This window comes from Paenibacillus sp. FSL L8-0340 (assembly GCF_038593145.1).
Lineage (GTDB): Bacteria > Bacillota > Bacilli > Paenibacillales > Paenibacillaceae > Paenibacillus_AQ.
The window spans coordinates 5,724,472-5,737,219 of the sequence record NZ_CP151967.1 but is presented as its reverse complement, the minus strand read 5'-3'; the positions used below and the strand labels follow the sequence as shown (position 1 = coordinate 5,737,219).

The 12,748-nt window shown below is 51.2% G+C and carries 9 protein-coding genes; all 9 read left to right on the top strand.

Going from position 1 to position 12,748, the window contains the following annotated elements:
* The first annotated feature begins 354 nt into the window (after positions 1-354).
* Complete coding sequence (gene bshC / locus NST07_RS26390) at positions 355-1,986, top strand: bacillithiol biosynthesis cysteine-adding enzyme BshC (protein ID WP_341379525.1); 1,632 nt, start codon at positions 355-357, stop codon at positions 1,984-1,986.
* A gap of 88 nt (positions 1,987-2,074) precedes the next feature.
* Positions 2,075-3,346: an adenosylhomocysteinase gene (locus NST07_RS26385; protein ID WP_076109040.1), complete on the top strand. Its 1,272-nt coding sequence runs from the start codon at positions 2,075-2,077 to the stop codon at positions 3,344-3,346.
* 237 nt (positions 3,347-3,583) lie between these two features.
* Positions 3,584-4,021, top strand: coding sequence for a division/cell wall cluster transcriptional repressor MraZ (mraZ, locus tag NST07_RS26380; protein ID WP_038595376.1), 438 nt, complete (start codon positions 3,584-3,586; stop codon positions 4,019-4,021).
* A 43-nt stretch (positions 4,022-4,064) separates the two neighbouring features.
* The gene (gene rsmH / locus NST07_RS26375) at positions 4,065-5,018 is read left to right on the top strand and encodes a 16S rRNA (cytosine(1402)-N(4))-methyltransferase RsmH (protein WP_342480491.1); all 954 of its coding nucleotides are present in this window, start codon (positions 4,065-4,067) and stop codon (positions 5,016-5,018) included.
* 24 nt (positions 5,019-5,042) lie between these two features.
* Positions 5,043-5,438, top strand: a complete 396-nt coding sequence (locus NST07_RS26370) for a hypothetical protein (RefSeq protein WP_341095451.1) — start codon at positions 5,043-5,045, stop codon at positions 5,436-5,438.
* A 43-nt stretch (positions 5,439-5,481) separates the two neighbouring features.
* The gene (locus NST07_RS26365) at positions 5,482-7,707 is read left to right on the top strand and encodes a penicillin-binding transpeptidase domain-containing protein (RefSeq protein ID WP_342480490.1); all 2,226 of its coding nucleotides are present in this window, start codon (positions 5,482-5,484) and stop codon (positions 7,705-7,707) included.
* 176 nt (positions 7,708-7,883) lie between these two features.
* Positions 7,884-9,812, top strand: a complete 1,929-nt coding sequence (locus tag NST07_RS26360; RefSeq protein WP_341095446.1) for a stage V sporulation protein D — start codon at positions 7,884-7,886, stop codon at positions 9,810-9,812.
* Positions 9,813-9,840: 28 nt separating this feature from the next.
* Positions 9,841-11,328, top strand: coding sequence for a UDP-N-acetylmuramoyl-L-alanyl-D-glutamate--2,6-diaminopimelate ligase (locus NST07_RS26355; protein ID WP_038595369.1), 1,488 nt, complete (start codon positions 9,841-9,843; stop codon positions 11,326-11,328).
* On the top strand, positions 11,325-12,731 hold the full coding sequence (gene murF, locus NST07_RS26350; protein ID WP_342480489.1) for a UDP-N-acetylmuramoyl-tripeptide--D-alanyl-D-alanine ligase: 1,407 nt from the start codon (positions 11,325-11,327) through the stop codon (positions 12,729-12,731). The genes NST07_RS26355 and murF overlap by 4 nt, the downstream gene beginning before the upstream one ends.
* Positions 12,732-12,748 lie beyond the last annotated feature (17 nt).

The window sequence follows — 12,748 nt, the reverse complement described above, 5'->3', positions numbered from 1 at the left end:
CCCGGTTGTTTGGCATGGATGTAAACTGGTAAAACGAGAAGTAGGAGAAAAAAATGGAATTTATGGTAACTTCATTAACGATGGATTCCCGGTCCCATGCCGTGTTTTCCTGTAATTGTTATCACCGCGGGAAATGCCATGTGTCAAAATGCATTGGTAAAGGCAGCAGTTACAATCACTATAAAAAAATATAAGGATAGTCAATCTGTAAAGCTAGACCAGCTGAGATATTCGGCCAGGTCTAGTTTTTTCATTTCTTTTTGACGCCGCCCTTCACTTTGGATACAATCAGATAGTATTATCCGTATCAATTTCTACATATATGAAGCAACAGGAGAAGAGGAGGCCACAGCTATGAACGTAATACCGGAACCGATCCCGGGCGGATCTGCGCTCGCACGCGACTATATAGAACGTTATGAACAGGTAAGCAATCTGTACGGCGGCGATTTCCGCGATGAAGAGGGTAGACGCCGGCGGGCGGAGTGGCTGGATGGCAGCGAGCAAGCCCGCGCCGATCGCGCCGATGTTGCGGCTTGTCTGCGTAGTTACAATGCCGTGCACAATCCACACGAAGCTGTGCAGGCTTCGCTGGCGCTGCTGGAGCAGCCAGGGACGCTGGTGGTGACCGGGGGGCAGCAAAGCGGCCTGTTTACAGGTCCGCTGTTTGTCGTATATAAGGCACTCACCACCATTCAGGCGGCAAAAGAAGCTGCAGTCCAGCTAGGACGGCCGGTTGTGCCGCTCTTTTGGATTGCCGGTGAAGATCATGACTGGGATGAGGTTAATCATACATTTGTCTTAAACCGCACCGGGGAGATCACCAGAATCAAGCTGGACAAAGCTGAAGGCCCCCGTTCTTCTGTCAGTGATATTAAGGTGGAAGAATCGGGATGGGAGCAGGTCATTGCCGAACTGGATGGCCTCCTTCAAGAAAGTGAATTCAAACCGCAAATCATGGAGTTTATCCGTGAATCTTCACGAATGGCGGGCAGCATGAGCGATGCTTTTGCTAAGCTGATCGGTTCGCTATTCGGCAAATTCGGCCTGATTCTGCTGGATTCTGCCGATCCGCAACTGCGCAGGCTGGAGAAACCGTTTTTTGCCAAACTGATTGAACGCAATGATGAGCTGGAAGCAGCCTACAAACAATCGGCGATGCGTATAGTTGAAGGAGGTTATGAGCTGCAGGCAGATGTGACCTCCGGGAATGCGAATCTTTTCTATATACATGAAGGTGCGCGGCTGCTGCTGCATAAGGCGGATGGGCGATATACTGACCGCAAGGGTGTTGTCTCCTTCTCACCGGAGGAATTACTGGCAGTGCTTGAAGACCATCCTGAACGCTTCAGTAACAATGTGCTGACACGCCCGCTTATGCAGGATTATGTCCTGCCGGTTCTGGCCACAGTACTGGGACAAGGGGAACTGGCCTATTGGGCCATTCCACGCAATGCCTTCGAAGTTGTCAGCGGGCAGATGCCGCTGATCCTTCCGCGCATGTCTTTTACAGTCATAGAAGGAACACTGCACAAGCATATGAATAAATACAGCCTCTCCTTCGCGGATGTAAGACAAGGGCTTGAGCAGAAACGGAAAGAATGGATCACTGCCCAGGATGAACTGGAGCTTGGCCGCCGGTTCGAGGAAACGAAGGAAGCCTTCTCCGTCATGTATGAGCCGCTGATCGAACAGCTCGGAACGATTCAGGCCGGTCTGCTTAAATTAGGCAATAACAATAAAGAGAAGATCCTGGATCAGATTGCATTTTTACAGGGGAAAGCCCAGGATGCCATGGAGAAACAAAATGAAGCTGCGCTCCGCCAATGGGAACGGATTGAGCTGTCACTCATGCCGCTGGGAAAGCCGCAGGAAAGAGTATACAATATGATGTATTACTTGAACCGCTACGGCCCGGCTTGGCTGGATGAACTGATGACCATACCCGCCGACTTCAGCGGAACGCACCGTATTATTTATATGTAGGAAAAGAAAAGTAAGCTTACGAAGCAAGTTTTGTTCGAAGCTAGTTCAAGAAAGTCTATGTTCACAATACTTTTAGGAGGTTTCATAAATGAGTTCAATGTCGAAAGAAAATAGTATTGTCGCGGACATGTCGCTCGCGCATGAAGGGCATCTGAAAATCGACTGGGTCCGCCAGCATATGCCGGTGCTGAACCGCATCCGCGAGCAGTTCGAAGCTGAGCAGCCTTTCAAAGGGCTGAAGGTGTCGATTACGCTGCATCTGGAAGCAAAGACGGCTTATCTTGCGAAGGTAGTCAAGGCGGGCGGTGCTGAAGTTACAATAACCGGATCAAATCCGCTGTCGACCCAGGACGATGTCTGCGCGGCGCTTGTCGAAGACGGCATTACAGTGTTCGCCAAATATAATCCCTCACCGGAGGAGTTTAAGGCACTGAATATCAAGGCTTTGGAGAGTAAGCCGGATCTGATCATCGATGACGGAGGAGATTTTGCGACCCTGCTGCATTCGGAACGTCCCGACCTGATGGAGAATATCCGCGGCGGTGCTGAGGAAACCACTACAGGGATCATCCGGTTGAAGGCACTGCAGAAGCAGGGCATCCTGAAGTTCCCGATGGTTGCCGTTAATGATGCGTATTGCAAATATTTGTTTGATAACCGTTATGGTACGGGCCAGTCGGCATGGGACGGGATCGTCCGTACAACCAACCTGATTGTAGCAGGCAAAACCGTGGTTGTAGTTGGTTACGGCTGGTGCGGCAAAGGGGTAGCCATGAGGGCTAAAGGCTTGGGCGCTAACGTAATCGTCACTGAAGTGGATGCAATCAAGGCAGTGGAGGCGCATATGGACGGATTCCATGTGATGCCGATGCTGGAAGCGGCCAAACGCGGTGATTTCTTCGTTACGGTTACCGGCAACCGGTATGTCATCCGCGGCGAGCATTATGATGTTATGAAGGACGGCGCAATTATGTGCAATGCCGGACATTTTGATGTGGAAGTGAATAAACCGGAACTTGCGGAACGATCGGTATCCCAGCGTACCGTGCGTAAAAATATCGAGGAATACCAGTTGAAGGACGGACGCAAGCTCTATCTGCTGGCTGAAGGCCGGCTGGTCAATCTGGGGGCGGCCGATGGGCATCCGGCGGAAATAATGGATACGACTTTCGCTTTGCAGGCGTTGTCGCTTAAATATGTGAATGACAATTACAAGAGCATCGGTGTCAAAGTGGAGAATGTTCCTTATGATCTGGATGAGCAGGTGGCACGCTACAAGCTCGAAAGTCTGGGAATTGCTATCGACAGCCTGACTCCAGCGCAGGTGGAATATCTGGACAGCTGGAATTTGAACGACTAAGCGGTATTTTATCCTTATCGATAGGCCCGTTGCCATGTATATGGTGCGGGCTTCTTTTTTTGATCCGGATGGGTGAATGCATAGAGTCAGGTGCCTGTGGAGGGGATGACTTGACAAATAAGAAAAAATTACCTTGCTGCGGAAAAAGGTTTTTGATTTTTAATGGCGAATCTATTATGCTTAGGTGGTGTAAAGTGGGGTAAAGTGGGGAATCGGTAGCAAGGGGTGGGTAAAACTATGTTTATGGGGGAATTCCAGCATAGCATTGACGACAAGGGCCGCATCATTATTCCGGCCAAGTTCCGTGAATTGCTCGGAACCTCTTTCGTAGCGACCCGCGGCCTCGACTCCTGCCTGTTTGTTTATCCCATGGAAGAATGGGGAATCATGGAGCAAAAGCTCAAAAGCCTTTCACTGATGAAATCGGATGCCCGTGCCTTCAGCCGCTTTTTTTTCTCAGGAGCGACAGAATGTGTATGGGACAAGCAAGGCAGGGTGAATCTGCCGGGGAACCTGCGGCAATATGCCAAGCTGGACAAGGACTGTGTTATTCTGGGCGTTTCGAACCGGGTGGAGATCTGGAACAAGGAGCTATGGGAGCAGTACTTCGAACAGTCAGAGGAATCGTTCAACGAGATTGCCGAAAAATTGGTGGATTTCAATTTTGATCTATAACATACACAAACACAATTCGAATACTGCCCTGGAGGGATGCAGCTTGTTTCACCACATCACGGTGCTTAAGGAAGAAGCGACAGAAGGGCTGCACATCAAGAAGGATGGGATTTACGTTGACTGTACGCTCGGAGGAGCCGGACACAGTTCTCTTATCGCATCCAAGCTTAGCGGCGAAGGCCGGCTGATCTGTCTGGATCAGGATGAGTGGGCTTTGAACAATGCGAGGGAGAAGATGGCTGAATACGGGGAGAAGATTGTTCTGGTTAAGACCAACTTTCGCGATCTTGAGCAGGTGCTGAAGGAGCTTCCTTTTGTGCCGCAAAAAGATGGTGTTCCCCAGGTCGACGGAATCCTGTTTGATCTTGGCGTATCCTCACCCCAGTTCGATGAAGGGGAACGGGGGTTCAGCTATAATCACGATGCTCCGCTTGATATGCGGATGGACCAGTCCGCAGAGCTGACTGCAGCCGAAATCGTTAATACATGGAGCGAGCAGGAAATCGCCCGCGTGCTTTTCCAATACGGAGAAGAGAAGTTCTCGCGGCGGATCGCCCGCAAAATTGTGGAGCGAAGAGAGGAACGGCCAGTAGAAAGTACAGGCGAATTGGCTGAGCTGATTAAGGAAGGCATCCCTGCAGCTGCGCGCAGGACGGGTGGACATCCCGCCAAACGCAGTTTTCAGGGTCTGAGAATCGCCGTGAACGACGAGCTTGGCGCTTTTGAGGAAGGACTTCATGGCGCGGTACGCTGCCTGGCACCCGAAGGAAGGGTATCTGTAATTACCTTCCATTCTCTGGAGGACCGGATCTGCAAGCAAATCTTCAGCAGCTATTTAAGCAGATGCACTTGCCCGCCTGACTTTCCTTTTTGCGTATGCGGTGCTGAAGGTACTCTCAAGTTAATTAACCGCAAGCCGCTCGTTCCTTCCGGGGAAGAGCTGGAGCTTAACCCGCGCGCCCGTTCAGCGAAACTGCGTATTGCAGAGAAATTGTAAAAAGACGATAAAGGAGAGTCAGAGATGGCCTATACCCGCGGCAATTTAGCAGTCAAGCCCAAGAGAAAAGAAGAGGTAAACCCGCTTTACCGCGAGAAGACAAAAGTTGTCACTAGGCGGATGGTGATTCCACTGCAGGAGAAGCTGATGTATATGCTGACACTGGGAGCATTCGTGCTGGTGGCTGTCGCCCTGATTTGGCGTTACGTCCACATTTATGATTTGAACTTGCAGGCTCAGAAGCTGGACAGCGAAATTGCAAACAACAAAAAGCAGATTGCCACATATCAGATGGAGAAGCAGAATTTAGAGCAGCTGGTAATCGAGAAGGCAAAAAAGCTGGGATACGTGCAGCCGCCTGAGGATACCACTATTTATGTGCCGGTGGGTAGTACTTCAACTGACGGAGATAACCAATAGCGATTGGCAGAAGTCGCAATAATAGAGTTTGTGAGGTTTCCTTATGGTAAAAAGAATAAAACTTCGCACGCTGTTTATAGGAGGGTGTATTACCCTCTTTTTTCTTGTTTTAGTCGCCCGGGTCTTCTGGATACAGGTTCTGCAAAGCGAGTCCTGGCAGGAAAAGGCGGCCAAGCAGTGGGCTCATACTTCGGAAATTAAAGCGGTGCGGGGAACGATCGAAGACCGCAATGGCATTGTTCTGGCTAGTGATGTCCCGGCGTATACCGTTGTGGTGGACCCTGCGGTCATTGCTGAGCTGAAAATCGGGGAAGAAGTGATTCAGGGTCTGCATGACCTGTTGAACAAGCCGGTGGATCAGTTGAAGATACTGGTTGAGGCCAAGGATGATAAAGGCAATTTTCTCAAGAATCGCGAGGTCCGCACCGAAGGCTGGAAAATCGATCAGGAAATGAAGGACAAGGTGGACGCTTTTATCAAAAAGCTCCGCAAGGAGCATGATATTCTCGAAACCGGCGTCGGCACGGTCAGGGAGCAGAGACGTTATTATCCCAAGAAAACACTTGCCGCGCATATTTTGGGTTATACCGACAGAGACGGCATTGCCATAGCGGGTCTGGAGAAATATTTCGATAAGCAGCTTAAAGGCGTCGACGGCAAGCTCTATTACCAGAGTGACGGCAAAGGATTCAAGCTGCCTGACTCACAGGATACTTTTCAGCCTGTCGTGAACGGCAGTGATTTCAAGCTGACCATCGACAGCACCATTCAGTATTACATCGAAGAAGCGATGAAAAAAGCTTATGAGCTGTATAAACCAAAATCCATAAGTGTGATTGCCGCCGACCCGAACACGATGGAGATTCTGGGCATGGCCAATTTGCCTACCTTCAATCCCAATGAATTCTGGAATTCGGAAACGAAACCGGGGGACTTCTATAACCACGCCATCATGTCGAGATTTGAGCCGGGGTCGACGTTCAAGATTGTAACGCTGGCCGGTGCGGTGGAGGAAAACCTCTTTGATCCGGATGCCTATTTCATGTCCGGCCAAATCAAACTCAAGGGTTTGCGCAAGCCTATTCCTGACATCAAGAGAGCAGGGTGGGGTGAAATCACTTATCTTGAAGGGGTAAAACGTTCCAGCAACGTAGCTTTTGTCAAGCTCGGCTATGAAATGCTTGGGAAGGAAAGGCTGCTGCAATATATCACTGATTTTGGTTTCAAAGATAAAACAGGCATCGATCTTCCGGGAGAAATCATCGGGCGTGTCAACCCCGACCCAAACAATGTGTCGGAAAATGCCACACTTTCTTTCGGTCACGGGAAATTGGAAGTTACTCCGATCCAACAGCTTACGGCGGTGGCAGCGATTGCGAACGGCGGCAAGCTGATGGTACCGCATGTCGTCAAGGAAATTACCGATCCGAATACCGGGAAGACAACAGTCACTCAGCCTGAGGTTGTGCGTCAGGTTATCTCGAAGGAAAGCGCACGCGAGACCGGAAGCTATCTGGAGCAGGTTGTTGCGGATTTGCAGCATGGGACCGGGAGATACGCCTACATTGAGGGCTACCGTGTGGCGGGCAAGACCGGGACGGCGATCAAGCCTGACGGCAAGGGTGGTTATGACCGGGACAAGGTGCGCTCTTCCTTTCTCGGATACGCACCGGTTAATGATCCGAAGATCGCGGTCTATGTCATTATTGACGAGCCTGCCGACGCTGCCGGCGGGGGTGTCGCAGCAGGGCCAGTGTTCAAGGAGATTGTATCCCAGGCTCTGCCCTATATGGGCGTGCCCAAAATAGGTGACACGAGCGATACAAGCAGCAGCAAGAAAACGGTCAAGGCGCAAGCCTCTGTACAGCGCAAGGCACCTGATCTGACGGGCAAAACCGTGAAGGCAGCCAGAGAGCTGCTTATCAATGGGGGATATGATTTTGAAGCGGTCGGTCAAGGAGCTACTGTGGTCAGCCAGTACCCTGAGAAAGGAACTGTGCTTGCAACAGGACAGCGCATTTACCTGTTAACTCAGCAGGGTGACAAACAGACCATTCCGGATTTGCGCGGGCAATCCCTGCGGGATGCGCTGGAAATTCTCAATCTTCTGAAGATCGGCATTGCAGTGGATGGTGAAGGGTATGTCTCCGGGCAAACGGAAGGTATCAAAAATGGCAAGCCGCTGGTTACTCTGAAGCTCAATCCGATCAATGAATACGGTGAGGATATTCCGGTTACGGAGCCGGCGGAGGATGCAGCGGAAGAGTAGCCGGGGATCTCAGGTTATTTAAAGAAGTGAACCAAAGCCGTTCCGGCAGCGGTAAAACCGTGTTAGCCCGATTAGCTTACGAGCGGCAATCGTACAGGCTGTTCTAAGCCCTGTTTGTCCCGAATAGTCATGAGATAAGAGATCATGTCTATACGAGCGAAAGCGGGGAGAACGGAATGAAGGTTTCGAAAGTCGTAACTCGGCAGAGAATGCTGTGGACGCTGCTGGGATTGGCCGTATTATTCGGCTCTCTGGCCGTGCGTCTTGCCTATGTGCAGTTGTCCAAAGGCGAAGAACTCAGCGCCAAGGCGGAAAATTTGCTGCGCCGTGACATACCTTTTACTGCAAAACGCGGTGAAATATTGGACCGTGAAGGGACGTCACTGGCCTATAATGTCAGCTCGCCTACGATTTATGCGGTTCCTGTGCAGGTGAAGGATAAGCAAGGAACAGCACAACAGCTGGCTCCACTACTCGGCATGACTGAGGTGAAGCTAGTGACGCTGCTGTCTAAAGGGAAGTCTTCGGTGAAGTTACAGCCCGGCGGCCGCAAAATTACGATGGAGCTTGCCGCAAGTATCCGTGATTTGCAGCTGCCGGGCATCGTTGTCGCTGAGGACAACAAACGTTATTATCCTTACGGGGATTTGGCTGCCCATATTCTTGGGTTCACGGGAATTGATAATCAGGGCATCACCGGCGTTGAGAATATTTACGATAAACTGCTGCGGGGAATTGACGGGAAAATATCTTATTTGTCTGATGCAGGCGGCCGGTTAATGCCTGGCTCCTCTGAGAAGTATTTCGAACCCCAGGAGGGACTGAGTCTGCAGTTGACCATTGATAAGCAGATCCAGTCCATTATGGAGCGTGAGCTGGATCAGGCAATGGTGAAATATCAGGCTCAGGGCAGCTGGGCTATTGCCATGAATCCGAAAAATGGCGAGATTCTGGCAATGGCGAGCCGGCCGGGTTATGAGCCTGGCGCTTACAAGGAATACGATGCGGCAGTTTATAACCGTAATCTGCCGATATGGATGACGTATGAACCAGGATCGACTTTCAAGATTATTACCCTGGCTGCGGCACTGCAGGAGGGTAAGGTGGATTTGCAGCATGAGCATTTTTTTGACCCCGGTTTTATTGAGGTCGGGGGGGCGAAGCTGCGCTGCTGGAAAAAAGGCGGCCATGGCAGCCAAACCTTTCTCGAAGTGGTGGAGAATTCCTGCAATCCGGGTTTTGTCGTGATGGGCCAGCGTCTTGGCAAAGATACCTTGTTCAAATATATCCGTGATTTCGGCTTTGGCACGAAGACGGGGATCGATTTGAACGGGGAGGCAAGCGGCATCCTGTTCAAGCCTTCGCAGGTGGGGCCGGTGGAACTCGCTACAACAGCTTTTGGCCAGGGGGTATCGGTTACGCCGATTCAGCAGATTGCGGCAGTGTCTGCGGCAATAAACGGCGGTAAGCTGTACACGCCTCATGTTGCCAAGGCATGGATTAATCCGGATACCGGTGAGACGGTATCAGAAGTGAAGCCGCAAGAAGTGCGGCAGGTTATTTCAGAGGAAACCTCGAAGAAGGTGCGGGCTGCCCTTGAGAGCGTAGTTGCCAAAGGCACCGGACGGCCGGCATTTATTGACGGCTACCGTGTGGGGGGCAAGACAGGGACGGCACAGAAAGTAATCAATGGCCGATATTCTCCTACGGAGCATATCGTATCTTTTGTAGGCTTTGCGCCTGCGGATGACCCGCAGATTGTTGTGTACACTGCGGTGGATAATCCACAGGGCATACAGTTTGGGGGCGTGGTAGCGGCTCCGATCGTACAGAACATTCTTGAGGATTCCCTGCGTTATTTGAAGGTGCCGGAGCGTAAAGACCAGCTTCCCAAAACCTATAAGTACGGGGAGACTCCGATTGTGACGGTTCCCGATCTGACAGGCGCCACAGTTCAGGATATTTATGAAGATCTCAACATGAATTTTACGCTCGTGCGTTCAGGCTCAGGCAATACCGTAGTCAATCAGGCCCCCAAAGCGGGAGCTAGAGTCGAACAAGGCTCGACGATCAGGATTTATATGGGGTCTTCAGGTGAATCATAAGAACGACAAAGCAGAGTGAGGGATTGCTATGAACATTAATGAATTATCTTCTTGTCTTGCAGCTTCGCGCCTATACGGCGATGGTGAAACAGAGATTTCCGATCTTCAGACGGATTCCCGCCAGGTGAAACCGGGTGATTTATTTATTTGTTTGCCGGGACATACTGTGGATGGGCATAAATTTGCCCCCCAGGCTGCCGCGAGTGGAGCCGCTGCCATCGTCTGCGAGCGGAGGCTGGATATTGATCTGCCCCAGCTCGTAGTGGACGACAGCAGGTTTGCTATGTCCGTGCTGGCAAATGTCTTCTTCGGATCTCCTAGCAGCCGCATGAGAATGATAGGGATCACTGGCACCAACGGTAAAACTACCACCACTTATCTGATTGAACGGATCATGCAGGACCATGGTGTAAAAACGGGACTGATCGGAACCATTCAAATGCGATACGACGGACAAAGTTATCCGATGTCAGGCACCACGCAGGAGTCGCTTGAACTGCAGCGTACGCTTCAAGATATGGTGCTTAAAGGTGTACATTGCTGCGTAATGGAGGTCTCCTCCCATGCGCTGCAGCAAGGACGCGTGAAGGGGACGGATTACCGTACGGCGATATTTACGAATTTAACCCAGGATCATCTCGATTATCATCATACAATGGAAGAGTATCGCGCCGTTAAAGGCCTGTTCTTCTCCCGTCTCGGCAACGCTATTTCTCCCTGGAAAGAAGAGCGCAAATATGCCGTACTTAACGCGGACGATGAGGCGAGCGCCTATTTTTCTGCCCAGACAGCAGCGGAAGTGATTACATACGGCATTGACAGCAAGGCAAATGTCCGGGCCTCACAAATTTCAATCACATCCAAAGGAACATTTTTCCATGTGGATACGTTTAAGGGAGAGGCAGACATTTCTCTGCGCATGGTCGGCAAGTTTAACGTATATAATGCACTTGCTGCTATCACTGCTGCACTTCTCGAAGATGTGCCGCTTCAAGAGATCAAAGCCAGCTTAGAGTCTGTGCCAGGTGTGGATGGACGGGTGGAATCGGTGGATGAGGGGCAGGACTTTGCGGTTATCGTTGACTATGCCCATACACCGGATGGCCTTGAAAATGTGTTGAAGGCAGTCAGCGAATTCGCCACCGGCAAAGTGCTTACCGTCTTTGGCTGCGGCGGCGACAGAGATACCACCAAACGGCCGTTGATGGGGAAGATCGCAGCCAAATACAGCGACAGTGTATTTGTGACCTCCGACAACCCCCGGACCGAAGATCCGCTGCTGATCCTGCGGGATATTGAAGCAGGACTGAAAGAGGATGGGGTAGCACAGGAACGTTATGAAATGGTTCCCGACCGGCGGGAAGCGATCAGAAAAGCTATTGAAATGGCAAGCCCCGGCGATGTAGTATTGATTGCGGGGAAAGGTCATGAGACCTACCAGTTGATCGGCGGAGTGGTTCATGATTTCGATGACCGCATTGTCGCCAAAGAAGTGATAAGGGGCCGAAGCTATTGATTACAAGAACGCTGCGAAATATCGCTGACATGTGCGGGGGAGAAGTGTTTTCCGCTGAAGATATGAATGTAAAGATTGCCGGAGTGGTTACCGATTCCCGCAAAATTACATCTGACTGTCTGTTCGTTCCGCTTGCCGGAGACAACTTTGACGGACATCATTATGGTGCTGCAGCTTTGGCTGCGGGAGCGGCCGCAACGCTATGGCAGAAGGATAAGGGGACTGCGCCTGAAGGCGGCGGGGTTATTCTGGTAGAAGACACGCTGTCTGCACTGCAGAAGCTGGCTGCTGCTTATTTGAGCGAAATTGCTCCGCAGGTTGTTGCGGTTACAGGCAGCAACGGCAAAACGACTACCAAGGATATGATTACAGCCTTGCTTGAAGGACAATTTAAGGTCCATAAAACTCAAGGCAATTTCAATAACCATATCGGACTGCCGCTTACGGTCCTTTCTATGCGCAAGGATGTGGAGATCGCTGTGTTGGAGATGGGGATGAGCTCAAGGGGCGAAATCGCCCTGCTCGCTTCGCTTGCTGCGCCTGATGTGGCCGTCATCACAAATGTAGGTGAATCCCATTTGCTGCAGCTCGGCTCCCGTAAGGAGATTGCCCGGGCCAAGCTGGAGATTGCCGAAGGGCTGAAGCCGGGAGGTCTGCTGATCTATAACGGGGATGAGCCGTTGCTAGCTGAGGTTATGGCTGAAGCCTCCTTCCATGCGCCGGAGGGAATGCATACCTTGCGTTTCGGCATCTCTACGGATAACGATGATTATCCGACCGGGATGATGACGCATAGCGGAGGTATGACCTTTACAAGTTACCTCCATAAGGAGCGCGCCTATACGCTCCCGCTGCCGGGCAGGCATAACGTAGTCAACGCATTGGCCGCGCTTGCGGTTGCACGTCATTTCGGCGTAACTGATGACCACGTAGAGGATGGGCTGAAGAGGCTTAAGCTAACCGGCATGCGGATTGAAGTGATGCTGACCTCTTCGGGACTCACCTTGCTGAATGATGCTTATAACGCTAGTCCTACCTCGATGAAAGCAGCGATTGATGTGCTGCAGTCTATGAAATGCACTGGCAGCCGAATCGCCGTGCTGGGGGACATGCTGGAACTTGGTCCGGATGAAGTGCCGTTCCACCAAGAGATCGGGACTTATCTCGATCCTGAGGAAACAGATCTGGTCTTTGCCTATGGACCCCTCTCCGCCCACATTGCTGAGACGGCAAGGGACAAATTCGGAGCAGAACGCGTTTTTTCTTTTACGGACAAAGCGGAGCTGACTTCAGTCTTGATCGGGAAATGCAGTCCCGACGATGTTGTGCTGTTCAAGGCTTCCAGAGGGATGCGCTTGGAAGAAGTACTGCACAGCCTAAACAAACATTTTGAGCAAACTTAACATATTGGAGGGGGTGT

Bases quoted from the DNA above. Each gene is read 5' to 3' on its own strand.
- NST07_RS26360 (WP_341095446.1), top strand. From the start codon at position 7,884: ATGAAGGTTTCGAAAGTCGTAACTCGGCAGAGAATGCTGTGGACGCTG.
- NST07_RS26365 (WP_342480490.1), top strand. From the start codon at position 5,482: ATGGTAAAAAGAATAAAACTTCGCACGCTGTTTATAGGAGGGTGTATT.
- bshC (WP_341379525.1), top strand. From the start codon at position 355: ATGAACGTAATACCGGAACCGATCCCGGGCGGATCTGCGCTCGCACGC.
- NST07_RS26355 (WP_038595369.1), top strand. From the start codon at position 9,841: ATGAACATTAATGAATTATCTTCTTGTCTTGCAGCTTCGCGCCTATAC.
- NST07_RS26385 (WP_076109040.1), top strand. From the start codon at position 2,075: ATGAGTTCAATGTCGAAAGAAAATAGTATTGTCGCGGACATGTCGCTC.
- NST07_RS26370 (WP_341095451.1), top strand. From the start codon at position 5,043: ATGGCCTATACCCGCGGCAATTTAGCAGTCAAGCCCAAGAGAAAAGAA.
- mraZ (WP_038595376.1), top strand. From the start codon at position 3,584: ATGTTTATGGGGGAATTCCAGCATAGCATTGACGACAAGGGCCGCATC.